General features: G+C 71.3%; 27 protein-coding genes and 1 pseudogene. 11 read left to right on the top strand and 17 right to left on the bottom strand.

What is annotated here, in order from left to right:
- Position 1: 1 nt before the first annotated feature.
- From AB0K15_RS06980 to AB0K15_RS06955, 6 genes are read right to left on the bottom strand one after another with little or no spacing between them, the layout of a single operon-like run.
- Positions 2–2008 carry a beta-galactosidase gene (locus AB0K15_RS06980; protein WP_364046431.1) on the bottom strand — a complete coding sequence of 669 codons (2007 nt, stop codon included), beginning with the start codon at positions 2006–2008 and terminating at the stop codon, positions 2–4.
- A complete protein-coding gene (locus AB0K15_RS06975) occupies positions 2009–2938 on the bottom strand; it encodes a dihydrodipicolinate synthase family protein (protein ID WP_364046429.1) in 930 nt (309 codons plus the stop codon).
- Positions 2935–3900, bottom strand: coding sequence for an ABC transporter ATP-binding protein (locus AB0K15_RS06970; RefSeq protein WP_364046427.1), 966 nt, complete (start codon positions 3898–3900; stop codon positions 2935–2937). The genes AB0K15_RS06975 and AB0K15_RS06970 overlap by 4 nt, the downstream gene beginning before the upstream one ends.
- Positions 3897–5864 (bottom strand): dipeptide/oligopeptide/nickel ABC transporter permease/ATP-binding protein, encoded by a 1968-nt coding sequence (locus AB0K15_RS06965; protein WP_364046425.1) that lies wholly within the window; start codon positions 5862–5864, stop codon positions 3897–3899. The genes AB0K15_RS06970 and AB0K15_RS06965 overlap by 4 nt, the downstream gene beginning before the upstream one ends.
- Complete coding sequence (locus tag AB0K15_RS06960) at positions 5864–6823, bottom strand: ABC transporter permease (RefSeq protein WP_364046423.1); 960 nt, start codon at positions 6821–6823, stop codon at positions 5864–5866. Before AB0K15_RS06960 ends, AB0K15_RS06965 begins: the two co-directional genes overlap by 1 nt.
- Positions 6824–6842: 19 nt before the next feature.
- Positions 6843–8456 (bottom strand): ABC transporter substrate-binding protein, encoded by a 1614-nt coding sequence (locus tag AB0K15_RS06955; RefSeq protein WP_364046421.1) that lies wholly within the window; start codon positions 8454–8456, stop codon positions 6843–6845.
- A gap of 214 nt (positions 8457–8670) precedes the next feature.
- On the opposite strand from AB0K15_RS06955, the gene AB0K15_RS06950 reads away from it, so the two are divergent.
- The 5 genes from AB0K15_RS06950 (at position 8671) to AB0K15_RS06930 (ending at position 13118) form a co-directional block, all read left to right on the top strand.
- Positions 8671–9408: a FadR/GntR family transcriptional regulator gene (locus AB0K15_RS06950; RefSeq protein ID WP_364046419.1), complete on the top strand. Its 738-nt coding sequence runs from the start codon at positions 8671–8673 to the stop codon at positions 9406–9408.
- Positions 9409–9868: 460 nt separating this feature from the next.
- The gene (locus AB0K15_RS06945) at positions 9869–10249 is read left to right on the top strand and encodes a GNAT family N-acetyltransferase (RefSeq protein ID WP_364046417.1); all 381 of its coding nucleotides are present in this window, start codon (positions 9869–9871) and stop codon (positions 10247–10249) included.
- A gap of 228 nt (positions 10250–10477) precedes the next feature.
- Positions 10478–11488, top strand: a complete 1011-nt coding sequence (locus tag AB0K15_RS06940) for a hypothetical protein (RefSeq protein ID WP_364046415.1) — start codon at positions 10478–10480, stop codon at positions 11486–11488.
- A 38-nt stretch (positions 11489–11526) separates the two neighbouring features.
- Complete coding sequence (locus tag AB0K15_RS06935) at positions 11527–12246, top strand: histidine phosphatase family protein (protein ID WP_364046413.1); 720 nt, start codon at positions 11527–11529, stop codon at positions 12244–12246.
- 77 nt (positions 12247–12323) lie between these two features.
- The gene (locus AB0K15_RS06930; protein ID WP_364046411.1) at positions 12324–13118 is read left to right on the top strand and encodes an SDR family oxidoreductase; all 795 of its coding nucleotides are present in this window, start codon (positions 12324–12326) and stop codon (positions 13116–13118) included.
- Positions 13119–13126: 8 nt separating this feature from the next.
- Here AB0K15_RS06930 and AB0K15_RS06925 read toward each other — a convergent pair whose 3' ends face one another.
- Positions 13127–13354 carry a three-helix bundle dimerization domain-containing protein gene (locus AB0K15_RS06925; RefSeq protein WP_364046409.1) on the bottom strand — a complete coding sequence of 76 codons (228 nt, stop codon included), beginning with the start codon at positions 13352–13354 and terminating at the stop codon, positions 13127–13129.
- A gap of 176 nt (positions 13355–13530) precedes the next feature.
- Between AB0K15_RS06925 and AB0K15_RS06920 the strand changes: the two genes are divergently transcribed.
- On the top strand, positions 13531–14265 hold the full coding sequence (locus AB0K15_RS06920) for a TIM barrel protein (protein WP_364046407.1): 735 nt from the start codon (positions 13531–13533) through the stop codon (positions 14263–14265).
- Entirely contained in the window at positions 14262–15365 is a 1104-nt protein-coding gene (locus AB0K15_RS06915) for a Gfo/Idh/MocA family oxidoreductase (RefSeq protein ID WP_364046405.1), read from the top strand. The genes AB0K15_RS06920 and AB0K15_RS06915 overlap by 4 nt, the downstream gene beginning before the upstream one ends.
- A gap of 55 nt (positions 15366–15420) precedes the next feature.
- On the opposite strand, the gene AB0K15_RS06910 is transcribed toward AB0K15_RS06915, so the two are convergent.
- Complete coding sequence (locus AB0K15_RS06910; RefSeq protein WP_364046403.1) at positions 15421–16014, bottom strand: TetR/AcrR family transcriptional regulator; 594 nt, start codon at positions 16012–16014, stop codon at positions 15421–15423.
- Between the two features lie 722 nt (positions 16015–16736).
- Here AB0K15_RS06910 and AB0K15_RS06905 point away from each other — a divergent pair.
- Entirely contained in the window at positions 16737–17933 is a 1197-nt protein-coding gene (locus tag AB0K15_RS06905) for an MFS transporter (protein WP_364046401.1), read from the top strand.
- 6 nt (positions 17934–17939) lie between these two features.
- Here AB0K15_RS06905 and AB0K15_RS06900 read toward each other — a convergent pair whose 3' ends face one another.
- From AB0K15_RS06900 to AB0K15_RS06890, 3 genes are read right to left on the bottom strand one after another with little or no spacing between them, the layout of a single operon-like run.
- Positions 17940–18416, bottom strand: coding sequence for a hypothetical protein (locus tag AB0K15_RS06900; protein WP_364046399.1), 477 nt, complete (start codon positions 18414–18416; stop codon positions 17940–17942).
- Positions 18413–19843, bottom strand: a complete 1431-nt coding sequence (locus AB0K15_RS06895) for a HAMP domain-containing sensor histidine kinase (protein ID WP_364046397.1) — start codon at positions 19841–19843, stop codon at positions 18413–18415. Before AB0K15_RS06895 ends, AB0K15_RS06900 begins: the two co-directional genes overlap by 4 nt.
- On the bottom strand, positions 19840–20535 hold the full coding sequence (locus AB0K15_RS06890) for a response regulator transcription factor (protein WP_364046395.1): 696 nt from the start codon (positions 20533–20535) through the stop codon (positions 19840–19842). The genes AB0K15_RS06895 and AB0K15_RS06890 overlap by 4 nt, the downstream gene beginning before the upstream one ends.
- Before the next feature lie 221 nt (positions 20536–20756).
- Between AB0K15_RS06890 and AB0K15_RS06885 the strand changes: the two genes are divergently transcribed.
- Positions 20757–21302, top strand: a complete 546-nt coding sequence (locus AB0K15_RS06885) for a D-alanyl-D-alanine carboxypeptidase (RefSeq protein WP_364046393.1) — start codon at positions 20757–20759, stop codon at positions 21300–21302.
- On the opposite strand, the gene AB0K15_RS06880 is transcribed toward AB0K15_RS06885, so the two are convergent.
- Entirely contained in the window at positions 21286–21777 is a 492-nt protein-coding gene (locus AB0K15_RS06880; protein ID WP_364046391.1) for an emopamil-binding family protein, read from the bottom strand. The two genes, AB0K15_RS06885 and AB0K15_RS06880, sit on opposite strands and share 17 nt — an antisense overlap.
- 42 nt (positions 21778–21819) lie before the next feature.
- Between AB0K15_RS06880 and AB0K15_RS06875 the strand changes: the two genes are divergently transcribed.
- Positions 21820–22632, top strand: a complete 813-nt coding sequence (locus AB0K15_RS06875) for a DUF1295 domain-containing protein (RefSeq protein WP_364046389.1) — start codon at positions 21820–21822, stop codon at positions 22630–22632.
- On the opposite strand, the gene AB0K15_RS06870 is transcribed toward AB0K15_RS06875, so the two are convergent.
- Together AB0K15_RS06870 and AB0K15_RS06865 are read right to left on the bottom strand one after the other, a co-directional pair.
- Positions 22538–23080, bottom strand: a complete 543-nt coding sequence (locus AB0K15_RS06870) for a pentapeptide repeat-containing protein (RefSeq protein WP_364046684.1) — start codon at positions 23078–23080, stop codon at positions 22538–22540. The genes AB0K15_RS06875 and AB0K15_RS06870 overlap by 95 nt on opposite strands.
- Positions 23047–23223 (bottom strand): annotated as a pseudogene (locus AB0K15_RS06865) (pentapeptide repeat-containing protein); the annotation flags it as partial. The pseudogene AB0K15_RS06865 and the gene AB0K15_RS06870, both read right to left, overlap by 34 nt.
- Between AB0K15_RS06865 and AB0K15_RS06860 the strand changes: the two are divergent.
- A complete protein-coding gene (locus tag AB0K15_RS06860) occupies positions 23185–23883 on the top strand; it encodes a hypothetical protein (protein ID WP_364046711.1) in 699 nt (232 codons plus the stop codon). The pseudogene AB0K15_RS06865 and the gene AB0K15_RS06860 sit on opposite strands and share 39 nt — an antisense overlap.
- 647 nt (positions 23884–24530) lie before the next feature.
- On the opposite strand, the gene AB0K15_RS06855 is transcribed toward AB0K15_RS06860, so the two are convergent.
- The 3 genes from AB0K15_RS06855 to AB0K15_RS06845 all read right to left on the bottom strand — a co-directional run bounded on the left by AB0K15_RS06855 (position 24531) and on the right by AB0K15_RS06845 (position 26936).
- On the bottom strand, positions 24531–25055 hold the full coding sequence (locus AB0K15_RS06855) for a DUF6069 family protein (protein ID WP_364046681.1): 525 nt from the start codon (positions 25053–25055) through the stop codon (positions 24531–24533).
- Between the two features lie 44 nt (positions 25056–25099).
- Complete coding sequence (locus AB0K15_RS06850; RefSeq protein ID WP_364046387.1) at positions 25100–25690, bottom strand: HdeD family acid-resistance protein; 591 nt, start codon at positions 25688–25690, stop codon at positions 25100–25102.
- 109 nt (positions 25691–25799) lie between these two features.
- Complete coding sequence (locus tag AB0K15_RS06845; RefSeq protein WP_364046385.1) at positions 25800–26936, bottom strand: cytochrome P450; 1137 nt, start codon at positions 26934–26936, stop codon at positions 25800–25802.
- Positions 26937–26989 lie beyond the last annotated feature (53 nt).

Genomic DNA, 26989 nt, shown 5'->3' with positions numbered 1-26989 from the left:
GCTAAGTGAAACTCCCCAGTAGAACGGCCACCCCACGCGGGGCGAGGAGCACCGCTTCCGTCGGGCGGCCGGGATCGGTGAGCAGATCGGGCGCGGGCGAGGGCAGCGTGACCGTGACCGCCTCGGCGCCGTGGTTGAGCAGGAACAGGTACTGGCCGCCGGCGCCGTGCCGGACCACGGCCTGGACCCCTTCGGGCAGGTCGGGCAGGACGGGCGAAACCCCGGCCTCGGCGGTGATCCGGTCGAGCAGCGCGCGCATCGCGGCCGCGTCGGGCCGGGTGGCGAGGTACCAGGCGACGCCGTCGCCGAAGTCGTTCCGAGTCACGGCCGGGCGGCCCGCGAGCTCCCCGGTGCCGAAGGTCGCGACCACGGCCGCGCCCTCGGTTTCCACCCATTCCGACCAGATGGTGGCGGAAGCCTTCTCGGCGGAAGCGCTGCCGAGCGAGAGCCCGATCGAGCCGCCCTCGGGCAGCGGCCGGAACTCGTCGACCTTCAGGCCCAGCACGTCCCGCAACGGTGCCGGGTACCCGCCGAGGTATGCGCGGTCGTTCTCGTCGACGATGCCGGAGAAGAACGACACCACCAGGTGCCCGCCACCGGCCACATAGGACCGCAGGTTCTCGGCGACGCCGGCGTCCATCAGGTACAGGTTGGGCACCACCACGAGCTTGTACCCGGACAGCTCGCGCGTCGGGCGCACGACGTCACACGTCACGTTGGCGTCGAAGAGCGGCGCGTAGTGCGCGAGGTGCGCGTCGAGCTGGCGCAGGTCGTCCGACGGGTGCGAGTCGAGCTCGAGGGCCCACCAGCTGTTCCAGTCGTGCAGGATCGCCACGTCGGCCTTCACGCGGCTGCCCGCGAGCTGCGGCACCGACGCCAGCTCGCGGCCGAGGCCGGCCACCTCGCGGTACGTGCGCGTGTCGCGCCCGCCGTGCGGCACCATCGCGGAGTGGAACTTCTCGGCGCCGCCGGCGGTCTGGCGCCACTGGAAGAACAGCACGGCGTCGGCGCCGCGCGCCACGGCCTGCCAGCTGCCCAGCCGCATCGAGCCCGGTGGCTTGGGGCCGTTGCGCGTGCGCCAGTTCACCGCGCTCGGCGCCTGCTCCAGCAGCAGCCACGGCTGTCCGTCCTTGGTGGACCGGACGAGGTCGTACGCGAACGCCGCTTCGACGTGCCCGCGCGGGTCGTGGGGATCGGGGTAGGAGTCGAGGCTCACCACGTCTTCGTGCGGTGTCCAGGAATGCCAGTCGAGCGCTTTCTGCACCAGGCCGACGAAGTTGGTCGTCACCGGCACGTCCGGCGTCACCCGCGAAAGCACGTCGCGCTCGGTCAGGTAGCAGCCGAGCGACGCGTCGGAGGAGAAGCGGTGGTAGTCCAGCTGCTGCGCGGGGTTCGGGAACGTCGGCGCCACGCGCGGCGGCTCGATCTCGGCCCAGTCGTCGTAGCGCTGCGACCAGAACGTGGTGCTCCAGGCCGCGTTGAGCGCCTCGACGCTCTGGTACCGCGCGCGCAGCCAGTCGCGGAAGGCGGCGGCCGAGACGTCGCAGTAGCACGCGCGGATGTGGCAGCCGAACTCGTTGCCGATGTGCCACATCTTCAGCGCCGGGTGCCCGGCGTACCTCGTGGCCACCTGCTCCACCAGCCGTGCCGCGTGCTCGCGGTACACGGGACTCGACGGGCAGAACTGCTGGCGCGCCCCCGCCGACAGCCGGGTGCCGTCCACGCGCACGGGCAGGATTTCGGGGTGGCGGTGGGAAAGCCACGGCGGGGGTGACGCCGTCATGGTGGCCAGGCACGCGTCGACGCCACCGGCTGCGAGCTTGTCCATGACCGTGTCGAACCAGCCGAAGTCGTATTCGCCGGGCCGCGGTTCCACCCGCGCCCACGAGAAGATCCCGACCGTGACCATCGAGACGGAAGCCTCGGCCATGAGCTTCAGGTCCTCGTCCCACACCTCGGGGGACCAATGCTCCGGGTTGTAGTCGCCGCCGTAGTGGACGCGGTCCATCTAGAGCAGCCCCGCTTCCGCCAGCTTCTCCTTGATGCGCAGCAGCTCGTCGCCGTTGAGCGGCAGCTGCGGCGGCGCCATCACGGCGTTGTCGATGAACCCGCGCATCCTCATCGCCGCCTTGAACGCGCCGAGCGCCGCCGACCCGCGCCCCATCCGGCTCGGCGGCGCGACGTCGGTGATGGTGAACAGCGACAGCAGGCGGTCCTGTTCGCGGCGCGCGGCGTGGGGGTTGCCGGAGCGGACGTGGTCGTGGATCAGCACGTAGCCGACCGGGTCGACGTTGCCGAGCCCGGGGACCGCGCCGTCCGCGCCCAGCGCGAGCGCGGAGTCCACGAGCAGCTCCGAACCGGTGAACACGGCGAAGGTGTCGAGGCCGCGTTCGCGCCGTTCCTTGAGCACGAAACGGAAGCCGGCCTCGTCGCCGCTGGAGTCCTTGAGCCCGGCGATCACGCCGTCGGCCGCGAGGCTCAGCACGAGCTCGCGGTCGAGCTTCGTGTGCACGGCCACGGGGATGTCGTAAGCGAAGATCGGCAGCGCCGTCTTCTCGTGCAGCAGCCGGAAGTGGCGGTCGATCTCGGCCACGTGCGTGCGCGTGTAGTACGGCGCGGTGACGACGATGGCGTCGGCGCCCGCCTCTTCGGCGGTCTTCACGTGCTCGGCCACGCGCAGGGTCGTCATGTCGATACAGCCGGCCAGCACCGGCACGCGGCCGGCGACCTGGTCCACGGCCGTCTCGATCGTCACGCGGCGCTGCGCGTCGGGCAGGAAGGCGACCTCGCTGGACGAGCCGAGCACGAAGATGCCGTGGACGCCGGCGTCGAGCTGGAACTCGATGTGGCGCCGCAGCGACTCGGTGTCGACGGTGAAGTCGTCGTTGAACGGCGTGCACAGCGGGGGGATGATGCCGGCGAACTTCGTCGCGGTCATGAGGCGTTCACTCCGGTGGTGATCTCTGGGTGGATGCAGCGGTAGCTGTGCCCGGCGGCCTCGGTGAGCGGCGGCAGGGCGAGCGCGCACTCGTCGGTGGCCTTCGGGCAGCGGGTGTGGAACGCGCAGCCGCTCGGCGGCGCGGTCGCCGAGGGCACGGGTCCACTGAGGACGATCGGCTCGACCGGGTGCAGCAGGCTCGGCGTGGCCGAGAACAGCGCCCGGGTGTACGGGTGCCGCGCGTCGCCCGGCAGATCCTCGGCGGCGGCCTCTTCGACGATCCGGCCGAGGTACATCGTCACGATCCGGTCGCTCATGCGCCGCACGGTCTGGATGTCGTGCGACACGAACACCATCGCGAGCCCGAGCCGCTCGCGCAGGTCGATGAGCAGGTTGAGGATCTGCGCGCGCACCGACACGTCGAGCGCCGACGTCGGTTCGTCGGCCACGAGCAGCGCCGGTCGCAGGGCCAGCGCCCGCGCGATGGCGACCCGCTGGCGCTGGCCGCCCGACAGCTGCGCCGGTAACGCGTCGGCGACGCTGCCCGGCAGCCCGACCAGGCCCATCAGCTCCTTCACGCGCTCGGCGCGTTCGGCGGGCGTGCCCACGTGGTGCACGTCGAGCGGGTCGCGCAGGATCTTCGCGACGGGCAGGCGGCGGTTGAGGGCCGTGGCCGGGTCCTGGAAGACCAAACCGACCTGCCGGCCCAGCTCGGCCGGGCGCATCCCCGACAGCGGCTTGCCGCCGTAGCGGACGGTGCCGCGGGTCGGTTTCTGCAGCCCGACGAGCACCTTGGCGAGCGTCGACTTGCCGCAGCCGGACTCGCCGACCACGCCCACCGTCTCGCCCGCGGCGATCTCCAGGGTCGCGTCGGTGAGCGCCTGGACGTTGTCGCGCCCGAACAGGCTCGCCGCGCGGACGCTGTGCACCACGTGCACGCCGTCGACTTCGACGAGGGTCATACCTGCGCTCCTTCCACGACGGCCGGGGTCGTGCGTTCGGCGGGGTAGTGGCAGGCGACGAGGTGACCGTTCCCTTCGGGTTCGGGCGCCACCTCGAAGCAGTGGCCGCGCGCGGCCGGGCAGCGGTCGGCGAACCGGCACCCGGGCGGGAAGTCCGCCGGCGCGGGCACGACACCCTTGATCTGGGTGAGCGTGGCCTCGTTCTCCTCCAGCGACAGCACCGCGGACAGCAACCCGCGCGTGTAGTGGTGGCGCGGCGAACCCACGACTTCGGCCGTGGCGCCCGTCTCGGCCACCTGCCCGCCGTACATCACGACCACGCGGTCGGCGACGTCGGAGACCAGGGCCAGGTCGTGCGACACCAGGATGAGCGCGAAACCGAGCTCTTCCTGCAAGCGCAGCAGCAGCTTGATGATCTGCGCCTGCACGGTGACGTCGAGCGCCGTGGTCGGCTCGTCGGCCACGATCAGCTTCGGGCTGCGCGAGAGGGCCATGGCGATCAGCACGCGCTGGCGCTGCCCGCCGGACAGCTCGTGCGGGTAGGACCGCAGCGTCCGCCCGGGATCCAGGTTCACCAGCTCCAGCAGCTCCTGCGGCGTGCGCGTGCCGCCGCGGCGAATGAACTGCTTGAGCTGCGCGCGGATCGTCATCGCCGGGTTCAGGGAGCTCAGCGCGTCCTGGTAGATCATCGAGATGTCGTGCCCGAGGTGGCGCCGGCGCGTGCCCGCCTTCATCGTGAGCAGGTCCTCGCCCTCGAACAGGACCTCGCCCGAGAGCTGCGCGGCGCCCGGCTGCAGCCCCATGATCGACAACGCGGTGAGCGACTTGCCGCAGCCCGACTCGCCGATCAGCCCCAGCACCTCGCCGGAACGGACGGTGAAGGACACGCCGTCGACCACGTTCACGCCGTTGTGGCGGTCGGGAAAACTGATCGCGAGATCCTTCACCTCCAGCACGGCCCTGCGCCCGGTGAGGTCCCGCGCCTTCGCGGCGAGCCGTTCCCCGGCCTCGAGCAGGCCCGCGAGCGGCAGCACCGGCGCGGTGTTCTCGGCCGCCTTCTCCGCCTCGATCTTCTTGGCGACCTCGCCGGCCTTCGCGTTGCGGGCCGAAGGCGCGGCCCACGCGTCGGAGATGCCTTCGGACAGGATGTTGAGCGCCAGCACCGTGACCAGGATCAGCAGGCCGGGGAACAGCGTGGCCCACCAGCCGCCGGTCAGCACGAGGTCCTTGCCGTCGGAGAGCACCGAGCCCCACGACGGGTTCGGTGGCTGGATGCCCGCGCCGATGAACGACAGCGACGCCTCGAACACGATCGCGTCGGCCACCGTCACCGTGCAGTACACGAGGATCGGCGCCGCGCAGTTGACCGCGACGTGGCGGGCGAGGATGAACAGCCGTTTCGCGCCGAGCACGCGCTCGGCGGCCACGTAGTCCTCGCCGTACTGCGCGAGCACGTTGGCCCGCACCACCCGCGCGACGGGGGCCATGTTGAGGAATCCGATCGCGAGGATCAGCACGAGGATCCCGCGGCCGAACACGGCCACCAGCACCGCGGCGAGCGCGATGCCGGGGAACGCCATGATCACGTCCATCACGCGCATCACCACGGCATCGGTCCTGCGCCCGGACGTCGCGGCGAACGAGCCGATCACCACACCCGCGATCAGCGCCAGCACCGTGGCGCCGAGCCCGATCGCGAGTGACCAGCGCGTGCCGGCCACCAGGCGCGAGAAGATGTCGCGGCCCGACTGGTCGGTGCCGAACCAGTGCTCGGCGCTCGGGCCGCCGGTGTCGGTGCTGAGCGCGTCGGGGTTGTGCGTGGCGAGCAGCGTGCCGAGGATCGCGACGAGCGCGAGCACCACGAGCAGGCCGAGCGCAAGCCACGACGTGGGCGGGAGTTTCCGGAACCGGACACCGGGCCGTGAGAGCCGGTCGGTGAGGTTCGCGTGCAGGACGGGGCGCATCAGGAGTGGCTCCGCAGTCTCGGGTTGGCGATGAGGTAGAGCACGTCGACGATGAGGTTCACGAGCACGAAGCCCACGGCGATGGTGATCACGAAGCCCTGGACCTTCGCCGTGTCGCCGTCCTGCACGGCCTGGATCATGTTCTGGCCCATGCCGGGCAGCGCGAACATCGTCTCGATCACCACCGCGCCGCCGAGCAGGTAGCCGACGCGCAGGCCGAGCACGGTGAGCGGGTTGACCAGCGCGTTGCGCAGCACGTTGCGGCCCACCACGACCACGGGCGGCAGGCCGCCGCCGCGGGCCGTGCGCACGTAGTCCTTGTCCAGCTCCTCGACCATCGACGTGCGGATCACGCGCGTGAGCTGTGCGGCCACGGGCAGCGAAAGCGAGATCGCCGGCAGCGTCAGCGAGTTGAGCCAGCCCGACACCGAGTCGGCCGGGCTGACGTAACCGCTGGTGGGGAACAGGCCCTTGCCCACGGCGAGCCACTGCACGAGCAGCAGCGCGATCCAGAACGCCGGCGCCGCGACACCGGCCAGCGTGACCACCCGGATCAGGTGGTCGGGCCAGCGGCCGCGGAACAGCGCCGACGTCACCCCGAGCACGACCGAGAGCACGAGCGCGATCAGCAGGCCGAGCAGCGTGAGCTGCACGGTGAGCGGGAGCGCGGTGGCGATGGTCTGGCCCACCGGCTCCTTGGTGATCACGCTGGTGCCGAAGTCGCCTTGCAGCAGGTGCCACACGAAGTGCACGTACTGCAGCGGCAGGGGATCGAGCAGCCCGTTGGCCTGGCGGAACTGCTCCAGCTGCGACTCGGTCGCGTTCGCCCCGTTGAACGCCGCGAGCGCGGGGTCCACGGGGGAGAACTGCATCACGATGAACACGAACAGGATCACGCCGAGCAGCAGCGGGATCAGGGCGAGGATGCGAGAGGCCAGCATCCGCACGACGACGATCACGGTGGGTGGTCCTCCCGCGTCAGACCGGCTTGGCCTGGTTGAGGTAGATACCGGGGTAGCCCTGCGCGCGCACGCCGGTGATCGCCGTCGGGTCCCACGCCGTGCCGAGCTGGGTGAACACGATCGGGTAGATCACGGCCTGCTCGGAGATGAGGTCCAGCAGCTGCTTGTACAGCCCGTTGCGCTTGGTCTCGTCCTGCTCCTCGGCCGCCTGGTTCTGCAGCCCGAGCAGGGCCTGGGTGTCGGCGTTGTTCCAGCGCGCGTACTTCGTCATCATCAGCGACTGCGCGTCGTAGTAGTAGCGGATGAGCAGGTCGGGGTCGTTGCCGAACTGCATCGGGTTGTTCGTGGTGGACACGACCTGGAAGTCGTTGCCGTTGTCCAGTTTGGAGAACAGCGCCTTGGTGTCCTGGGAGTCCAAAGTGGTCTCGACGCCGATCGCGTCCCAGCCCTCCTTGATCACCTTCACGCAGTCGAGCACGAGCGAGGTGTTGGTGGTGGACAAGGAGATCTTCAGGTTCGAGACACCGGCCTCGGCGAGCAGCTGCTTGGCCTTCGCCGGGTCGAACTCGAAGCTCTGCGACGCCGGCTGCGACTGCGGCAGCTTCGGGTTGATGAACGACGTGCCCGCGGTGCCGGTGCCGCGCAGGCCGATCTCGATCATCTTCTTCTTGTCGATGGCGTAGTGCAGCGCCTGGCGCACGCGCTTGTCGCCGAAGGGCGCGTGGGCGGTGTTGAACATCAGGTACAGGTTGTTGCCGCCGTCGGCGAACTCGACGGTGCGCCCGGCCTTGCGCAGCTGGTCGGCGTTGGCCGCCGGGATGTTCTCGACGATCTGCGCGTCGGGCTTCGCACCGGAGATGGCGGCCACGCGCGGGGCGGAGTCCACAATGGACTTCCACAGCATCTTCTGGTACGCGGCGGGGCGGGGGCCGTTGTAGTCGGCGAACTTCTCGAACGAGGTGTGCGACAGCGGCGCCTGCTCGGTGACCTTGTACGGGCCGGAACCCACGACCTTGCCGCCCGCGGCGAGCGGCCAGTTGTTCTCGTACACGTGCTTCGGGAGGATCTTGCAGATCTGGATCCGCTGCAGCGCGTACGGGAAGGGGAACTTCAGCACGAACTCGACGGTGTGGTCGTCGACCTTCTTGACGTCCTGCAGCCACTGGGCGAAGAAGCTGTGGATCAGCACGTTCTCCTTCGGGTCCAGGGCGCGGGCGTAGGTGAACACCACGTCGTCGGCGGTCACAGGCCGGCCGTCGTGCCATTTGGCGCCGTCGCGCAGCTCGAACTTGATACTGGTGCCGCTCACATCGGCCGGCAGTGCCTTCGCGAGGCCGGGGAACGGGGCGCGCGTGACGGGGTCGCCTTCGACGAGCGATTCGTAGCTGTGCAGGATGGCAGCCATGGAGAACGCCGAGGCGGTCTGCAACGGGTCCCAGGACTGGTTGTTGCCGTAGCCGATCACTGCGGTGAGGGAGTCGGTGGAGCTGCCCGTCTTGTTCGTCGACGCGGGGCCGCCGCACGCGGCCAGCGTCGAGGAGAAGGCGGCGGTGGCGCCCACGAGGCCCGCGTAGCGCAGCAGCGTGCGCCGGTCGAACGAGGGGCCGGTCCCCATGGCGGTTCGGGACATCGGTGTCTCCTGACTGTGTGTTTCGCCCACCAGAAGTCATGAGAAGTAGGACGTGGGACGTCCTATGACTTCGCCGGAACACTAGAACTCAGCCGGGTACCGGTCAAGGGGACGTGGCTTTTTCGCCGCCGGGCCGAGATCGGTGAGGTATGACGTAGGATGTCCTCCGATGGCGACGTGCCAGCGAACGAAAGAAACATCCGGGGAGACTGTTTTGGCGCGCCCGCAACGCAGTGAAGAGATCACCAAGCGGATCATCGACCTGATCATCGACCGCGACCTCCCGCCGGGCGCGCCGATGCCCACGGAACTCAGCCTGATGGAAGACATCGGGGTGAGCCGCAACTCGATCCGGGAGGCGATCAAGGCGCTGCAGGCGCTCGGCATCGTCGAGATCCGCCACGGCTACGGCACCTTCGTCGGCTCGGCCGGCTCCGAGGCCCTGCAGACGTGGCTGCTGTTCCGCACGCGCACCCGCGGCGCCAGCGACGCCGGGCGCCTGCGCGACCTGCTCGAGGTCCGCGAGATGATCGAGACCGAGCTGACCCGGCGGGTCGCCTCGGACCACCGCCCCGAGCTGATCGCCGAGCTGGAGGCCTGCGTTGCGCGCATGCGCCGCAAGGGACCCGACGCCGCGGTCGCCGACCGGGAGTTCCACGACCTCATCTGCGCGGAAGCGGGCTTCGACCTGGCCCGCGAGCTCACGGGGCTGTTCTGGGACGTCTACCGCGCCGCCGAGGGCGAGCTCGGCGGCCCGGTGTCCTCGGCGGCGAGCACCGCGAAGCGCCACCAGGTGATCGTCGACGCCCTGGTCTCCCGCGACGGCGACGCCGCCGCCGAGGCCGTGCACCGCCACTTCGACGAGGTGCGCAAACGCGCGAAGGCCGGCCGCTACGGCGGGTTCGGCGAGGCCCGGCCGGTCGACGCGGATCCCGCGGCGGCGACCTCGTAGCGCGGCGTGCCGAGTTCGCCGGAACGGCACGTTTCCGTGCCGAATCGGCGAGGAGGTGGCCAGGCCGGGGTGGAGTCGACGGAACGTTCCCGTGGCCGCCATTCAACGTCGCGACGCGTCGCCACCGACGACCGGGAACAGCGAGGACGAAGTGCTGCGCGGGTCCCTGGACTACCTGCGCGCCTTCCGCCGGCCCGCCACCTTCCGGGCCGCGCCGAGCGACCGCGTCGCCGACGTGCCGGGAGCCGGTCGGGGGCGCCAGCGCCGTGCTCGGCGCCTGTGCCGACGTCGCCGCACCGCTTCCGGGCGCCACGGGCCGAGCGCCCACGCACCCCGGCGACGAGACCGCCCGGCACGCCGGCATCCTCCGCCGACGCGTCGACGGCGCGACCGGGCGTTGATCGGTTCGTACACTGGGCGGCCGACGAGGAAGTGTGCCCTGGACGCCGTCGAGGTCGAGATGCTGCCGCGGTCCGCAGCGGCCGACGAGGTGCTGGCTGCGGAGGTCGGCGCTCTGGTGAACGCGGTCTACGCGACCGCCGAGGCCGGCCTGTGGGCGGGCGAGGCGGACCGGACGAGTGCGGCCGAGGTGGCGGGGCTCGTCGCGGCCGGTGAGATCGCCGTGGCGCGCCGGGCGGGTCGCGTGGTCGGATGCGTGCGCGTGCGGACGGTCGCCGACGGCGTGGGCGAGTTCGGCCTGCTGGCCGCGGCGCCGGAGCTGCAGGGCGCGGGCATCGGGCGTGAGCTGGTGCGGTTCGCCGAACATCGCTGCCGGGCGCTGGGCCGGCGGCGGATGCAGCTGGAGCTGCTGGTGCCGAGGTCGTTCACGCACCCGTCGTAGGAGTTCCTCGCCGCCTGGTACACGCGGCTGGGCTACCGCCTTGAGGAGAAGTCGACGATCGAGCAGGCCTACCCGCACCTCGCCCCGCTGCTGGCCACGCCGTGCGACTTCCTCGTCTACCGCAAGGACCTCTGACCGGCGGGTCGTGACACGTCGCGTGGCCTTCCGGACACACTTCGTTACACGCGGGTACACCGGGATGTGGTGCGTGCGTAACGTCTGGTGATCATGGATCGTCGATTGCACTTCGTGGGGACGCTGCCGCAGTTCGCGGACGCGGAAGAGGCGTTTCGGTGGCAGCGCGGCGAGCTCGCGGGGCAGCTGCGCCGGATCAGCGGCGGTGAGACGGGCCGGCGCCTGCAGTGGTTCGTGCCCGTGGTCAAGGAGCTCAAGCGCTCCGGCGCGGTGCGCGTGGTCAAGGACGGCGACTGGACCGCCTACGACGACACCGACCGCCTCGCGGCCCGGCGGCTCGAACCCGGGCAGATTCCGTTGCGCATCGCCGACGACGCCCTCGCCGAATTCGAGCTCCTGCGAGCCCAGGGTGCGCCCGCGACGACGGAGCAGCCGTTGCAGGTGGGCGTGCCGGGGTACCTCGACATGGCGTTGTTCATCTTCGGTCCGCTCGGGGTTTTCAAGCACGCCCGGGCTTTCCTGGAAGCCGCGGGCGCGCAGATCGAGCGCGTGCACGCCGAGCAACGCGACCGGGTCGTGTTCCAGCTGGAGCTGCCGCTCGCGTTGATCGCCGTGACCGCGACACCACTGCCGCTGCGCCGGACGATGGCCGAGGTGATGGCGTCCCTGGTGACCCGCCAGGCGGCCCGCGCGCCGGAGGGTACGCGGTTCGGCGTGCACCTGTGCTTCGGCGACCTCGGCCACCGCGCCCTGCGACAGCCCCGCTCGGCCGCGCCGATGGTCGCCCTCGCCAACGCGGTGGTGCGGCGCTGGCCCGCCGGCCGGCCGCTCGACTACCTCCACCTCCCGATGTCCGGGGGCGAGGAGCCGCCACCCACCGGCGCCGCCTTCTACGCACCGCTGCGCCGCCTGCGTCCGGGACCGGCCGTCGTGGTCGCGGGGATCGCGCACGAGCGGCAGGACGAGCGGGCCCAGCTGCGGGTGCGCGACCACGTCGAGACGGCACTGGGCCGGCCGGTGGACCTCGCCACGTCGTGCGGCCTGGGGCGGCGCTCGCCCGCGGAGGCCGACGGCGCGGTGGCGCGGATGCGGTCGTTGCTGTGAGGGTGTGACTACCCGTCCGTCCGGGGTACTGAGGACCTGTGACGACACGACTGGACTGGGTCGGCCTGCTGCGCCACGGGCAGAGCACCGGCAACGTCGCGCGCGAGGCCGCCGAGGCCGCGGGCCACGAGGTCATCGACATCGCGGAGCGCGACGCCGATGTGCCGCTCAGCGAGCTGGGCGTGCGCCAGGCGCGGGCAGCGGGGGAGTGGCTCGCGAGTGAGCCGCCGCAGCTCGTGGTGGCCTCGCCGTACCTGCGCTCGCTGGACACCGCGCGCATCGCGCTCGCGGTCGCCGAGGAACGCGGCGTCGAGGTGCCCGGCGGGCTGTACGTGGACGAGCGGCTGCGCGACCGCGAGCTGGGGGTGCTCGACCTGCTCACGACCCACGGCGTGGCCGAACGCCGGCCCGACGAGCTGCGCCGCAAGGAGCGGCACGGCAAGTTCTACTACCGCCCACCCGGCGGCGAGTCCTGGGCCGACGTCGTGCTGCGCGTGCGGTCGCTGCTTGCGGAACTGAGCGCGGAGACGCCGGGGCTGCGCGTGCTGTTCGTGGCCCACGAGATGACGGTCTTCGCGCTGCAGTACGTGCTGGAAGCCGTGCCGGAGCGGGATCTGCTGACGACCGCGGCGCGCACCGACGTCCCCAACGCGTCCATCACGGCCTGGGAACGCGGTCTCGACGGCGGGTTCCGCATGACGCTGGCGCAGGAGACCGGGCACCTCGTGGACACACCGCCGGCCGCCCCGCTGGCGTGAGCGTCTCCGGACGTTCGGCGCGTGCGAGCCGGGCGCGCGAAGATGGCCCCGGGATCATCGCCACGGGAAGGGAAGCCATGAAGCTCGACCTCGACGGCAGGACGGCGCTCGTCACCGGTTCCACGCAGGGGATCGGCGCGGCGATCGCCGCGGGGCTCGCGAAGGCGGGCGCGCGGGTGGTGGTGAACGGGCGCGGCGAAGCGGGCGTCGCCAAGGCGATCGAGGAGCTCGAGAGCCAGGTGCCCGGCGGGGAGTTCGTGGCCGGGGCAGGCGACGTGACCACCGACGAAGGCGCGCGGCAGGTCCTCGACCGTGCAGGGCGCGTCGACGTCCTCGTGAACAACCTCGGCATCTTCGGCGCGCAGGAGCCGCTGGAGATCACCGACGACGAGTGGCGGCGCTACTTCGAGGTCAACGTGCTCGCGGCCGTCCGGCTTACGCGCCTGACGCTGCCCGCGATGACCGAGCAGGGCTGGGGCCGCGTGCTCAACATCGCGAGCGACTCGGCCGTGGTGATCCCCGCCGAAATGATCCACTACGGCATGTCGAAGACGGCCCTGCTGGGCGTCTCGCGCGGCTTCGCCAAAGCGGCGGCGGGGACCGGCGTCACGGTCAACTCCGTGATCGCCGGCCCCACGCACACCGGTGGCGTCGAAGACTTCGTCTACCAGCTCGTGGACCAGGATCTGCCGTGGGAGCAGGCGCAGCGGGAGTTCATGAAGAACCACCGCCCCCAGTCGTTGCTGCAGCGGCTGATCGAACCGGAGGAGATCGCGAACCTCGTGGTGTACCTGAGCTCACCGCTCGCCTCCGCCACCACCGGCGGCGCCATCCGGGTCGACGGCGGGTACGTCGACTCGATCCTCCCGTAAGGCCCTCGTCAGCGCCCTTGGGGCTCACCGAGCCGGTCGCGCACCTGCCGCTCGACGAGCACGGGCAGGAAGCTGCGCACCCCGGCGTCGTCGAAGTGCCGGCGCTGGGCGGTGATCGTGCGGGTGATCTCGGGTTCGCGCGCGCTGCCGTACTCGTCTACGAGCCGTGACTTCAGCGCGGAGAAGCTCTCCTCTTCGCCCTTCACCATCAAGTCGTCCATGCCTTGGTGGGTCATCGCCGTCCCTTTCCGTGGTTTCGGCCCTCGGTGACTGCTGCCCCCCGCGCGCCCTCCTCAAACGGCGGGCGAACGTGTGGACCTCTCGCAAACGCCTGGTGTCAATTTTGACCAGCTGGTAGAAATTCAGGCGACGCGGCGCTCAGAGCGCCGAACCGCGAAGCCAAGGAGCTGGAATGGGCAAGCCTTCCGTGCAGCTGTACTCGGTCCGCGACGCGTTCGCGGCCGATCCGGCGGACACCCTGCGGCGCCTCGCCGCGATCGGGTTCACCCAGGTCGAGCCGTACGGCGTCGTCGAGAACGTGGCCGCGCTCAGCGCCGGCCTGCCGGCCAACGGGCTGACCGCGCCGACGGCCCACGCGAAGCTCATCGGCGAGGACCAGCACGCGGTGTTCGCCGCGGCGAAGCAGCTCGGCATCACCGTGGTCATCGACCCGCTCGTCAAGCCCGAGCAGTGGCAGAACGCCGAGGACATCGCCGCCACCGCCGAAGCCCTCAACGCCGCGGCGAAGGTCGCCGAGGAGCACGGCGTGCGGGTCGGGTACCACAACCACTGGTGGGAGCTGGAGTCCCGGATCGACGGCCGCCACGCGTTCGAGGTGTTCGCCGACCAGCTCGACCCGGCCGTCGCGCTGGAGGTCGACGCCTACTGGGCCACGGCGGGCGGGGCGAACGCGCCGGAGCTGCTCGCCCGGCTCGGCTCCCGCGTGCACGCCATCCACGTCAAGGACGGCGCGCTCGCCACCGACGCCTCCGGCCAGGTCCCGGCGGGCCAGGGCAGCGTCCCGCTCCCCGAGGTCCTCGCCGCGGCGCCCGACGCGTTGCGCGTGGTGGAGTTCGACCGCTACGACGGCGACATCTTCGAAGGCATCGCGGCCGGCTTCGCCTATCTCACCGAGGGCGCGAAGTGACGACCGGCCCCGTCGGCGTCGGGCTGATCGGCGCGGGGGTCATCAGCGACACCTACCTCGAGAACCTCACCGGCTTCCCCGACGTGCGCGTGCTGTCCGTCGCCGACCTCGACGTCGGCCGCGCGCGGACGCAGGCGGCGAAACACGGTGTGCCGCAGGGGGAAACGGTCGCCGAGCTGCTGGCGAACCCGGAGATCGAGCTGGTCGTGAACCTCACGATCCCGGCCGCGCACGTCGAGGTCGGCCTCGCGGCGCTGGAGGCGGGCAAGAGCGTGTGGGCGGAGAAGCCGCTCGCGCTCGACCGCCAGACGGGCCGCAAACTGCTGGATCGCGCGCGGGAGAAGGGTTTGCGCGTGGCGAGCGCCCCCGACACCGTGCTCGGCGCCGGCCTGCAGACGGCCCGGCGCGCGATCGAGGCCGGCCGCATCGGCGAACCGCGCACGGCGCTCGCGCTGTTCCAGACGCCGGGTCCGGAGAGCTGGCACCCGGCGCCGGAGTTCCTGTTCCAGCACGGCGGCGGCCCCCTGCTGGACATGGGGCCGTACTACCTGACGGAGCTCGTGCAGCTGTTCGGTCCGATCCGCAAGGTGACCGGCGCCGGCGGCCGCGCCCGGGACACCCGCGTGATCGGCTCGGGTCCGCGGGCCGGCACGGAGTTCGCGGTGACCGTGCCGACCACGGTGACCGCGCTCGTCGAGTTCACCCGCGGCGGCAGCGCGCAGGTCGTGCTGAGCTTCGATTCCGCCTTGGCGCGCACGGGTTTCGTCGAGGTGTCGGGTGCGCTGGGCACCGCGGTGCTGCCGGACCCGAACCGCTTCGACGGCCCGACGAAGCTGCACCTGCTGGGTGCCGCCGAGCCGGAAGAGCTTGCGCCGCAAGGACATGCGGCCTCGCGCGGCACGGGTGCACTGGAGCTCGCCCGCGCGATCCGGGCCGGGGTGCCGGAACGCGCGTCGGGGGAGCTGGCCTACCACGTGCTCGACGCGATGCTCGCCATCGACGAGTCGATCACGCGGGGCCAGTCCGTCGAGGTGGCCAGCACCGTCGAGGTCCCGCCCGCTCTTCCGGACGGCTGGGACCCTTACGCCCGCACGCTCTAGCGTGCCGGCGGTCCGTGAAGGGCACTTCGGGGGAGGTGCCCTTCACGGACGATGGTCAGTCTTCGAGGGGCACGGTGAGCAAGGCGCGCAGGTAGAAGCGCAAGGAACCGACGAGGTCGACGTCACCGGGGGTGGTGAGCCACTGGACCTGCAACCCGTCCATGAGCGCGATGAACGTGAGCGCCGCGAAGTCCGGGTCCACGCCTTCGCGCAGCTCGCCCGTCGTGGCCAGCAGCCGGAACGAGCCGATCACGCTTTCGCGCGCCTGCCGGTAGTGCTCCTCGAAGTACGCGTGCGCCGGGTGGTCGGGCGCCACGGCCTCGGCCGCCAGCCGCGAGTACAGGTCGACGATGCCCGGGTGGCGCACGTTGTGCTCGGCCAGCGCGACGAAGTGCCGCAGCACCTCCAGCCCGGGCGGTACGGTCAGCTGCTCGCGCTCGGAGTCCTCGGCGTCCCGCCGTTCCAGCACGGCGGCCAGCAGCGCTTCCTTGGTGGGGAAGTAGTACAGCAGCCCGGCGTGGCTGATGCCGACGCGCTTGGCGATCTCCCGCAACGACGAACCGTGGTATCCGGCCTCGCCGTACACCACGGCGGCCGCGGAAATGATGTCCTCGCGGCGGATCCGGCCCTTCAGGTAACCCCCGGTCACGGGAGCCTGCTCGGTTCGGCGGCGCGCATCTGCCCATTCTGCCGCAGGCATGATGGGCAGATGGCCCGCGCCCGCGTGTTCCGCCCGCTCGCTCACCCCCGCGCGCTCACCCCTGCTCGCTCACGGCCACTGGCTGACCTCTGCTCGCACACCCATGCCCGCTTGCCCTCGCTTGCTCGCCCCTGCTCGCTCATCGCCAGTGGCCCACCGCCGCCGGCTCACTGGTGCTCGCCTGCCCGTGTCGGCTCACTGCTGTTCGCACACCGTTGCTCGTCTGCCTCTGCTGGGTCACTGCTGTTCGCACACCGTTGCTCGCCTGCCTCTGCCGGCTCACTGCTGTTCGCACACCGTTGCTCGCCTGCCTCTGCCGGCTCACTGCTGTTCGCACACCGTTGCTCGTCTGCCTCTGCTGGGTCACTGCTGTTCGCACACCGTTGCTCGTCTGCCTCTGCTGGGTCACTGCTGTTCGCACACCGTTGCTCGTCTGCCTCTGCCGGCTCACTGCTATTCGCACACCGCTGCTCGCCCGCCCGTGCTTGCTCACCGCTACTCTCCCGGCCCACCCGCGAGATCGCGCCGGCTTCCGGATCGGGCGGTGCGATCGGCCCCGGCCGATCCGACCGCCCGATCACGAAGCCGGCTCCAAGGCGATCTCGCCCGCCCCGGCGGAGCCGGGGCCGAAGACACAGCCGGGGCCAAGGACACAGGAGGATCCCACCGCGATGACCGAATCGTCCCCGCCCGCCCGGCTGCCGCGGGCCGCCCGGGTCGCGACCTGGAGCTTCTTCGCGCTCAACGGGTTCGCCGTGGGCATGTGGGTGGTGCACATCCCCGTCGTCGAGCGCGCCACGGGGATCTCGCACACGACGCTCGGCGCCCTGCTGCTGGTGCTCGGCGGTGCGGCCTTCGTCGGGATGCAGGTGTCGGGCCCGCTCGCCGATCGGTTCGGGCACCGCCGGGTGGTGCCCGCGGCCGGTGTGCTGCTGGGTCTCGCGCTTTTCCTGCCCGGGCTGGCCACCAGCTGGTGGGCGCTCGGGCTTTCGCTCCTCGTCTTCGGGTTCTTCAACGGCTCCCTCGACGTGGCCATGAACGCCCAGGCCGTGGTCGTCGAGCGCGCCTACCCGCGCCCGATCATGGCGGCGTTCCACGCGATGTGGTCGATCGGCGGCGCGCTCGCGGCTGTCGTCGGGGCGGCGGTGCTCGGCACCGGCGTTCCCACGGCCGTCACGCTCGGCGCGACGGGCGCGTTGTGCGTCGTCGCTTCGTTGGCCGCCGGACGGCTCCTGCTCGACTCCGGACGTGCCACGCCCGCTGAAACCGGCCCCGCACCGGTGGCACCGAGCCGTACCCCGTCGCGGGTGGTCTGGCTGCTCGGCGCCCTCGCGTTCGCGCTGATGCTGGCCGAGGGCGTCGCGAACGACTGGGCCGCGCTGCACCTGCAGGACGTGCTGGGTACGTCGGCGAGCACCGCCGCGCTCGCGTACGGCTCCTTCGCGGTGGCCATGACCGTCGGCCGCTTCGCCACCGACCGGGTCGCCGCGCTGGCCGGTCCTGTCGCGGTGGTGCGTTACGGCTCGGCGCTGGCCGCCGTCGGCCTCGCCACCGCGTCGCTGTCGCCCTGGGTGCCGCTAGCGCTGGCGGGCTGGGCGATCTTCGGCCTGGGCCTCGCGGGTGGCGTGCCGCAGCTGTTCACCGCGGCCGGCAACCTCGACACGCGGGCGTCGGGTGCGCTGATGGCGCGGGTGGTCGGACTCGGGTACGTCGGGCTGCTCGCCGGCCCGGCCCTCATCGGCGGGCTCACGCGGTGGATGCCGCTGAACGTCGCGTTCGCCGTGCCGTTCGCGCTCTGCGTGGCCGCGGTGGTGGCGGCTCCGGTGATCGCCCCGCGCAAGGTCGGCGAACCGGCCGAGGTGGGCTGAGGCGGCTCAGCCGCAGCGTTCGCCGCTGCGGACGTTGCCCCCGCCGACGAGCGTGAACACGCTGCCGCCCGGGGTGTCGCGCAGGCGCAGCGTGCACACGATCTGCTTCACGGCCAGGTCAGACAGCGCCTGCACGTCGGTGGCCAGCTGCACGGTGACCTGCGACGCCGAGACCGTGACCGCGGCCGGCAGGGCGGACCGCGGGACCTCGGTGGTGAGGCCGGACGCCTTCTCGGCGGACGTCGGCCCCTGTGCCAGAGCGTCGATCAGCGCGGCGTTTATCAGGTCGAGACCGGGGCGCTCGACCTGTTCGACCGCGCCGTTGTCCACCAGGTAGATCGAGCTGACCCCCGGCGTCCCGGGCGTGGTCGACTGCGGGCCGCTCGGCGCGGGGTCGCCCGAGATCGCGCCGCTCGGCTGCACGCCGCACGCGGTGGCGGCCAGCGCGACCAGCACGAGCGCCGCCGCGGCGCGCCGGATCACGCGTCACCGCCCGGGTTCAGCGGGAGCCGCAGCGTGAAGATCGCCCCGCCTTGCTGACGGTTGGCGGCGGTGAGCCGGCCGCCGTGCAGCTTGGCGTTCTCCCATGCGATCGCGAGCCCGAGGCCGCTGCCCTCGGAGCGGCTGCGTGCGGTGTCGGCCTTGTAGAAGCGGTCGAACACGTGGGGGAGCACCTCCTCCTTCAGCCCCGGGCCCTCGTCGGTGACCTCGATCATGAGCGATTCTTCCGCCACGCTCAACCGCAGCCGGACGGGCGGCGCTCCGTGGCGCAGCGCGTTGCCGACGAGGTTCGCGACGACCACGTCGAGCCGGCGCGGGTCGAGCCGCGCGCGGACACCCGCCGGCAGTTCCGTGGTCACCTCGTCGACCCAGCCGCGGGCGCGCAGGGTGGCGCCGATCGCCTCGGCGACGTCCACCTCGTCGAGCGCGAGCGACGCGGACCCGGAGTCGAAGCGGGTGACCTCGATGAGGTCGTTGACCAGCCGCGTGAGGTTGTGGGTCTCCTGGCTCACCAGCCGCACCGCGCGCCCGGCGATTTCGGGCAGGCCGGCGACCTCGGCCTCCAGCACCTCGGTGACGGCGGTCATCGCGGCGAGCGGGGTGCGCAGCTCGTGGGACACGTCGGCCACGAACCGCCGCGCGTCGGACTCCATGCGCTCCAGCTCGCCGACGTGGTGCTGCAACGACTCCGCCGTGGTGTTGAACGTCTTGCCGACCTCGGCGAGCTCGTCGGTGCCGTGGATGGTCAGGCGCGTGTCCAGGTCGCCCTCGCCGAGACGGTGGGCCGCGCGACGCAGCTCGCGCACCGGCCCGAGCACGCTGCGGGCGGCCGCGAGCGCCAGCAGCAGCGCCAGGACCACCGCGCCGGTGCCGGTCAGCCACGCGCTGCGGGCCAGCGAGGCGATGTCCGCGCTCTCGGTTTCCAGCGGCTCGAGCACGTAGATCTCGATCCCGGACGGTTCCGTCACGCGCGACTTGCTGGTCGTGAGCCGCAGCTGGGTGCCGATCAGCAGCCGGGTCTCGCCGCCGACGTCCACCCGCTGCCAGGCGATACGGCCCTGGGCCACGAACTCCTTGAGCTCATCGGAGATCACCGCCCCGTCCAGATCACCGCCGGAGACGGTGCCCGCGGTCACGAGCGCGTCGGAATCGCGGTCCGCGAGCTTGCCCGCGGCGTTCAGGAGCATGTCCTCCGACAGCCGGCCCACGGGCAGGGGGTAGAGCAGCTGGATGCGGCTGGTCAGCTCCCGCACCGCGTTGTCCTGCGTGTTCTTCAGGATGGTGTTGCGCGCGGTCCGGTAGCCGACCCCGGCGACGGCGATGGTCGTCAGCACGCTCAGCAGCACGAACGCGAGCAGCAGCCGCGTGCGCAGCCCCCAGCCGGGCGAGAGCTTCCGGAGCCCGGTCACAGGGGCCCGAAGCGGTACCCGAAACCGCGCAGGGTCTGCACGTACACCGGGGCCGCGGCGTCGTCCTCGATCTTCGCGCGCAGCCGCTGCACGCACGCGTCGACGAGCCGCGAGTCGCCGAGGTAACCCTGGTCCCACACGGATTCCAGCAGCTGCTGGCGGCTGAGCACCCGGCCCGGCGACGCGGACAGCTCCAGCAGCAGCCGCATCTCGGTGGGCGCGAGGCTGACAGGCCGGCCCTGCTTGCTCACGACGAGCCCGTCGCGGTCGATGGTGAGGTCGCCGTGGCGCTCGACCTCGGGTCTCGGCGTGCCCGCCTGTCGCTGCTCGCCGCCGGTGCGCCGCAGCACGGCCTTGATCCGGGCCTCGAGCACGCGCGGCTGGGCGGGTTTCACCACGTAGTCGTCGGCCCCGGCCTCGAGCCCGGCGACCACGTCGATGTCGTCGTTGCGCGCGGTGAGCATGATGATCGGTAGGTCGCCGGACGCCCGGATGCGCCGGCACACCTCGAACCCGTCCATCCCGGGCAGCATCAGGTCGAGCACGACGACATCGGCCGGATCCGCGCTCAGCCGCGCGAGCCCTTCCTCGCCGCTTTCCACCGCGTCGACGGTGTGACCCTGGTAGGTCAGCGCGATCTGCAGGCCGTCTCGCACGGCATGGTCGTCTTCGATCAACAGCACCCGGGGCATGTCTCCCACTATCGCAGCGCACTTCCGCGTCCGCCCGTCCGGATTCCCCGGACAGTCCACAGCGGACACCGCTCGAGGATCCGCGTCCGGTCTCATCGCAGGGTGCGCGGAATGTCATGGTTGCGTAACAGCCTCGTCCGTGCGCAGCTGTTACAGAACTGTCGGGGTCCGCGGACACGGCTTCGACCGTCGGCGCACACGGGGCCGCGACCGTGGACGCCATGACCGAACTGCTCCGCTCCCGTGCCGCGGCCTACGCGGTGGCCGCCCGGCTGCTGGCCGTGCTGCTGCTGCCGGTGGCGTTCGTGCGTTCGCCCCGCCACGCCCGCCGGCTCGCCTGCCAGTGGGCGCTCGCGCTGCGCTACCCGGCGGAGGACCTGGCGGGCCTCACGGCCGCGGCGCGCGAGGCGTTCGTGGCGGCGCGCACCGACGCGTTCTGGCGCGACGGGCAGCTGATCGGCCTCACTTCAGGCCACCGCGACGCCGCCGAACAGCACGCGATGTTCACCGCCGAGATCCGGCGCACGGGGTCGGTCCGGGCGGCCCGCCGGCTCGTGCTGCCGCCCGAGGAGTCGGCCCACGTCGGCGGCTTCGCGCTCGACGTGCGGCCCACGGAGGGCGCGGCGTGGCTGGAACGCCACGGCGCCGCGTACCACCTGCACCGCCGCTACGACAACGAGTGGTGGCACTTCGAGTACCACGCCGACACGCTCCCGATGCGCCTGCCGCACCCGGGCGCGGCCATGCTGGTCAGAACCGCCGGGTGAATGGCATCGGCTTGCGCATGCGGATCAGCAGGAGCAGGGGCACGAGGACGTACCAGATGTTGAAGGCCAGGAACTTGACCGGGTTGCCCGTGCGCATCGCCGGGTCGCCGAAGAACTCCACGCCGAACACGACCACGCCGGTGAGCGTGACGATCATCGTCGCGTAGATCACCGCGAAGAGCTGGATCCAGTTCTTGCCGGCGAGCAGGCACACGACGAGCACGACGTAGAACGGCATGTACACGAACGCCGAGAGCCCCGTGACGATCCGCATCCAGTCCGGCGGGTGCATGAAGAGGATGTCGGCGTCGTGGGCGTACCAGTAGTTGGAGTTCACGAAGAAGTTGTCCGACGGGCGCGAGAAGTCGACGCCCACGGTCGGCAGCAGGTCGCTGATGAGCGAGGTGATCGTGAACGCGGCGAACACGATCGCGAAGAAGATGTCGATCCCGCGTCGGCGCAGCGGCAGGTTCATACGATGATCCTAAGCGGACGGCCCGGGCAGTAGAGTGCGGGCATGAACGCGTTCCAGGTCTGCCTTTGCGTCTTCGCGGGCATCTGTGCCCTGTGCTGGGTGCTCTCGGTGATCACGCGCGAGTACTCGTGGGTGGACCGGATCTGGTCCCTGGTGCCCGTGGCGTACGTCGCGATCTTCGCCGCCTTCGCAGGCTTCGCCGACGCGCGCCTCGACGTGATGTTCGTCCTCGTGCTGTTCTGGGGTTCGCGCCTCACCTTCAACTTCGCCCGCAAGGGCGGCTACGCCCGCGGCGGCGAGGACTACCGCTGGGTGGTGCTGCGCGGGAAGATGGCGCCCTGGCAGTTCCAGGTCTTCAACTTCTTCTTCATCACGATCTACCAGAACGCCATTCTGCTGCTGATCACGCTGCCGGCGTGGACGGCCTTGGAGCATCGCACGCCGTTCGGCGCGGGTGATGCGATCGTGGCCGTGATCTTCGTCGCCTGCCTGGTGGGGGAGACGGTCGCGGATCAGCAGCAGTGGAACTTCCACCAGTGGAAGAAGAGCGAGCAGGCCGCCGGGCGGGTGCCTTCGCCGCGGTTCCTGCAGACTGGTCTGTTCCGCTTCTCGCGGCACCCGAACTTCTTCTTCGAGCAGGCGCAGTGGTGGCTCGTGTTCGTCTTCGGCGCCCTCGCCTTCGGCGGAATCCCTTGGACGATCGCCGGCTCGGTTCTGCTGACCCTGCTGTTCGTGGGTTCGACGATCTTCACGGAGTCGATCACCCGGGGGCGGTACCCGGAGTACGCGGAATACCAGAAGCGGACTTCGGCTGTCGTGCCTTGGGTTCCGCGGGGCCGGGTTCCGGTGGGCTGATCCTCAGCTCTCGTCGGCGAACTCGATGTCGTCCGCCTGCAACTGCGGCGGCCGATAGGGCATCCCGTCGAGCCGCGCGCCCTCGAACCGATGTCACCGTCGAACGTGGCATCGACGAACGCCGTGTAGCTGGCGAACGAGACCCCTTCGAACCACGCCCGCTCCTCGAACCTCGCGCGGTCGAAGTACGCGCTCTGCGCCGCCACGTCGTCTCGAACACCGGCGCGACCATGAATCCTGCGCGGTTGAAGTTGGCACTGCGGGCGAACATGGCGTCGCTGAACCGCACGATGCCGCGGAAGAGGGCTTTGTCGAACCGGGCGTTGTGGGCGAACTGGGCGCTGCGGAACGCCGTGGTGCCTGCGAACTCGGTGTCTTCGAAGCGGGCTTCGCCGCCGAACCGTTCTCGAACCGGGTGCTGCCCTTGAACGTGGCCCGGGTGAACCACGCGTCGCCGCCGAACGTGGCGCCGTCGAACCGGGTGGTGCCGGTGAACCGCACCTCGTGGAACCAGGCGTCCCCGGCGAACCGCGTGCCGGCGAAGCGGGCATTGTGGAGCTCACAGCCGTTGAGCGGGAAATCGATGAGCACCGCACCGGAGAGATCGAGCTCGATGCCCGCCCAGAACCGGTCGTCCTCGTCGGCCGGCACGAGGTGCCGCACGAGCAGGCGCTGCGCGGTCAGCCGCACTTCGCGCTCCTGCAATTGGTCGCGGTCGCCGGGGTGTCCGGCGCCGGGCAGCTCGTACGGCATCCGCAGGTAGGCGCTGATCACATCGGCGATCGTCTGGCGCAGCTGGGCGTTGTCCTGCGCCAGGCGGTCCAGCGCGTACAGGCCGGCGAGCCGGACCGGTGCCTTCTCCGAACCCAGCTGTTCCACGGCTTTCAGGTAGAGCTCGTTGATGCGCCGTTCGGTGGCGTCGTGCCGGGCGGCCCGGTCGGCCTGTTCCCGGAGCCGCAGTTCGGCGCGCTTCGTCGCCAGGTCGTGCTAAGCGGTCTGCTGCCGCCTCGCCGCGAGCACCAGCGCCAGGGCGCCGCCGGTGCCGACCACGATCGTCCCGACGGTGCGGATGCCGCCGAGCCGAGCGCGGTCGGCGTCGGTGCCGTGGCCGTACAAGGTGAGCAGGACCCAGCAGGCCGCCGTCGCGATCGCCACCATCAGTACGCCGCACAGTGCGATCGTCCGGTTGGACAGCGTCCGGCCCGGGTGCGGTCGAATCCCTGCGCCGGCGAGCGGTTCCGGGGTGGTTGAAGGGATTTCGGCCACGACTTCCATGATCGCAGTTCCCGGACGCGGGAAAAGGTGCAATCGGGTGGTGAATCCGTTCCCTGCGTGGCGTCGCGACGAGTGTCCTCAATAGACACTCACTCCGCGCCCCAACCCGCCAACCCGCCACCCCCCCCGTTTGCGGCGCACCCACCGGGCGCACCGTCACCTGTGACCGGTCGCGGTCGGGAGCCGGGCGGGGCGGAGCGGAAGGACGGGACGAAGCGGCGGAGTGACCGAAGAAGGCGGCGTCCCCGTGACCGTGAACGTCGCGGTGGCCACGCGGCCGTCGGAGCAGGGGAAGGTGGCCGTGTAGGTGCCGGGGCGGGTGGTGGCGGTGCCGGTGCCCCCGGTGCGGCCCCCGTTGCCGCCGGTGGACCAGCGGAGGGGGGCGGCGAAGCCGGGCGAGGTGACGGGGCCGGAGGGGTTGCAGCCGTTGCCTTGAGCGGCATAGGTTTCCGCGTGAATTTCGCCGCCGCGCGCGACTTCCGAGGGCCACAGGGACCAGCCGACGTCACCTGGTGCCGTGAGCGATGCGCCCAACAAGGCCGCGCCCGTGAGAAATTCCGTGAACATGGTGTCCTCCCCGAGACTGTGCGCGGAACACGTCCGGGGAGGACGAGCGGTTGCCTCTAGCGGTCGTAGAAGTTCGACGGTGGTTCGTTCCACTGCTGGGTCGGCGCGTCGGGACGCGTGGAGCGCTTGCGCCGGTGCAGTGTGCGCGCGTTGGCCGCCATGCTGTTCACCACGATGGCGATCACCAGGCCGATCACGAGGTTGATCGCGGCCGTCGCGTATTTGGCGCTGGTCTCGACCGTCAGCGTGAGCGGCAGGACCACCGCGATGAGCGTCACGAGCACCATGATCCAGCCGAAGAACTGGCTGGGCGCGGGCGTCGCGACGCTCAGCAGGTGCATGAGGCCCGTGGCGAGCAGCGCGGCGGCCGCGGCGGCGAGGGCGTACGTGGTGGTGCTGGCGCTGCCCCACGCGCCCTCGCCCTTCGGGGCGAGCACGGGGACGTCGAAGATGCCGCGGGCGATGAGCAGCCCGACGATGGCGACGAGCGCCGCCACCACCGCCGTGGCGACGCCGCCCGCCCACAGCCGCGCCGCGTCGATGCCGGGTCGGGCGTCCTGGTCGTACGGGTTCTGCGCCATCACGGATCCCTCCGTCAACGAAGCTGTCCCCCTCGATTGTCGTCCTAAGCGGGCTCGTTCGCCTGCTCGAGTTTTGCGACGCGCCGCAAGCGGAACGACAGGACGACGAGCATGATCCCGTACAGCAGCGCGTAGATGCCCACGAGCAAGGCGATTCCGTACGCTCCCGCGATAGGGTGGAAAAGCACCAGCACCCCCGCGATGACGGACACCGCGCCGGCCAGGATGAGGAACGCCTCGCCCGTGATCTGCTTGCGCAGGCGGATCGCGGCGACGATCTCGGCGATGCCCGTGACCACCGCCCACGCGCCGATGAGCGTCGCCAGCACGAGGATGGTCGCGCCGGGCCACACCAGCGCGATCACCCCCGCGGCGAGCCCGAGCACGCCCAGCAACACGTACGCGAACCGGTGCGCACCGTCGCCCGGACGGAACGCCTGCATGAACGCACCGATCGCGTCGGCGAGCGCGTAGATGCCGAACACCAACGCCAGAGCCAGCACGGTGCCGCCCGGCCAGATCAGCGCGATCACGCCGAACACCACCGCCAGCACACCGCGCACGAGCACCAGCGGCCACGTCTGCCGCGGGTCCATCACGAGACCACCGACCCCAGCGGAGATGTGTGCGGACATGCTTGCCTCCCGAGCACGATGCTGACCTGGGAAAACGTTAGCAGCGCAGGAAGATCGAAGCACCGCTTCGTTGTTCACCCGATCGGTGACGAAGTGTCCGAAGAGGACGTCAGAAGCTCACCGGCAGCCCCGCGAGCCGCCACGTGCCGGGGTCGGGCGCGCGCCGCACGTCGCCCAGGCGCAGCGCGGGAAAGCGCTCCAGCAAACCCCGCAACGCCACTTCCGCCTCCACCCGCGCGAGCGCCGCGCCCAGGCAGAAGTGCGGTCCGTACGCGAATCCGAGGTGCCCGCCCTCGGTGCGGCGCACGTCGAGGCGGTCGGGATCGGTGAACACGCGCGGGTCGCGGTTCGCCGACGCGATCGCGGCCGACACGGGCTCGCCCGCCCGGATCGTCACGCCGTGCAGCGAAAGGTCCTCGGTGGCCTGCCGCGGAATCGTCAGCAGCTGAGGTCCGCACCACCGCATCAGCTCCTCGACCGCCGTCGGCCACCGCTCGGGTTCCGCGCGCAGCACGGCGAGCTGGTCCGGATGAGTGAGCAGGGCCTCGACGGCGTTGGCGACGAAGTTCGCCGGCGTCTGCCCCGCGAGCACGAGCTGCCAGACGAGGGTGACGAGCTCGGGTTCGGACAACCCGTCCGTGCCGGCGAGCAGAGCGAGGAACTCGCTCGCCGGCGGCGTGGTGAGCCCGCGCGCGCCGTCGATGATGCCGGGCACCGCGGCGGCGAAGCTCTCGCCCGAGCCGGCCACCACGTTCCGGCCGTACTCGTGCCAGCGCGGCCGATCCGCCTCGGGCACGCCGACCAGCTCGCAGATCACTTCCATCGGCAACGGCTGGGCGAACCCGGCCAGCAGGTCGGCGCCGTCGGCGGGGAGCCCGTCGAGCAGCTTGCCGACGATCGGCTCGATCCGCGGCCGGAAGTCCGCCGCGCGGCGCGCCGTGAACGCGGGGGAGACGAGGCCGCGCAGCCGCCGGTGTTCCGCGCCTTCCATCTCCTGCATGGTCCGCAGGTACGGCCGGCAGTGCTCGGGCACGTCGAGCGCCTGGTAGCTGCCGGGGCCGAGCGCGAAGCGCGGGTCGGTCAGCATCGCGCGCGCGTCGTCGAGGCGGGTGAGCACCCACAGGGGGCCGAAACCGGGGCCGACGAGCTTGGCCACGGGGCCGTGCTCGCGGGCGGCGCCGTAGACGGCGAACGGCTCGCGGTGGACGGCTGGGTCGGTCAGGTCGATCTCGGGTACGTCGGTCACGGACGCTCCTCATTCTGGATGACAAAATCAGATGGTCTCATCATATGTACGCG

It is taken from the genome of Amycolatopsis sp. NPDC049253, from assembly GCF_040678995.1.
Taxonomy (GTDB): Bacteria; Actinomycetota; Actinomycetes; order Mycobacteriales; family Pseudonocardiaceae; genus Amycolatopsis.
Note: the sequence above shows the minus strand (reverse complement) of the source record. Positions and strands in the feature narration are given on the sequence as shown.

What these genes read in the sequence shown, in the direction of transcription:
- AB0K15_RS06885 (WP_364046393.1), top strand. Translation starts at nt 20,757, where the DNA reads ATGACCGAACTGCTCCGCTCCCGTGCCGCGGCCTACGCGGTGGCCGCC.
- AB0K15_RS06955 (WP_364046421.1), bottom strand. Translation starts at nt 8,456, where the DNA reads ATGTCCCGAACCGCCATGGGGACCGGCCCCTCGTTCGACCGGCGCACG.
- AB0K15_RS06980 (WP_364046431.1), bottom strand. Translation starts at nt 2,008, where the DNA reads ATGGACCGCGTCCACTACGGCGGCGACTACAACCCGGAGCATTGGTCC.
- AB0K15_RS06855 (WP_364046681.1), bottom strand. Translation starts at nt 25,055, where the DNA reads ATGGCGCAGAACCCGTACGACCAGGACGCCCGACCCGGCATCGACGCG.
- AB0K15_RS06890 (WP_364046395.1), bottom strand. Translation starts at nt 20,535, where the DNA reads ATGCCCCGGGTGCTGTTGATCGAAGACGACCATGCCGTGCGAGACGGC.
- AB0K15_RS06850 (WP_364046387.1), bottom strand. Translation starts at nt 25,690, where the DNA reads ATGTCCGCACACATCTCCGCTGGGGTCGGTGGTCTCGTGATGGACCCG.
- AB0K15_RS06965 (WP_364046425.1), bottom strand. Translation starts at nt 5,864, where the DNA reads ATGCGCCCCGTCCTGCACGCGAACCTCACCGACCGGCTCTCACGGCCC.
- AB0K15_RS06970 (WP_364046427.1), bottom strand. Translation starts at nt 3,900, where the DNA reads ATGACCCTCGTCGAAGTCGACGGCGTGCACGTGGTGCACAGCGTCCGC.
- AB0K15_RS06940 (WP_364046415.1), top strand. Translation starts at nt 10,478, where the DNA reads ATGGATCGTCGATTGCACTTCGTGGGGACGCTGCCGCAGTTCGCGGAC.
- AB0K15_RS06975 (WP_364046429.1), bottom strand. Translation starts at nt 2,938, where the DNA reads ATGACCGCGACGAAGTTCGCCGGCATCATCCCCCCGCTGTGCACGCCG.
- AB0K15_RS06925 (WP_364046409.1), bottom strand. Translation starts at nt 13,354, where the DNA reads ATGACCCACCAAGGCATGGACGACTTGATGGTGAAGGGCGAAGAGGAG.
- AB0K15_RS06875 (WP_364046389.1), top strand. Translation starts at nt 21,820, where the DNA reads ATGAACGCGTTCCAGGTCTGCCTTTGCGTCTTCGCGGGCATCTGTGCC.
- AB0K15_RS06880 (WP_364046391.1), bottom strand. Translation starts at nt 21,777, where the DNA reads ATGAACCTGCCGCTGCGCCGACGCGGGATCGACATCTTCTTCGCGATC.
- AB0K15_RS06945 (WP_364046417.1), top strand. Translation starts at nt 9,869, where the DNA reads ATGCTGCCGCGGTCCGCAGCGGCCGACGAGGTGCTGGCTGCGGAGGTC.
- AB0K15_RS06920 (WP_364046407.1), top strand. Translation starts at nt 13,531, where the DNA reads ATGGGCAAGCCTTCCGTGCAGCTGTACTCGGTCCGCGACGCGTTCGCG.
- AB0K15_RS06905 (WP_364046401.1), top strand. Translation starts at nt 16,737, where the DNA reads ATGACCGAATCGTCCCCGCCCGCCCGGCTGCCGCGGGCCGCCCGGGTC.
- AB0K15_RS06930 (WP_364046411.1), top strand. Translation starts at nt 12,324, where the DNA reads ATGAAGCTCGACCTCGACGGCAGGACGGCGCTCGTCACCGGTTCCACG.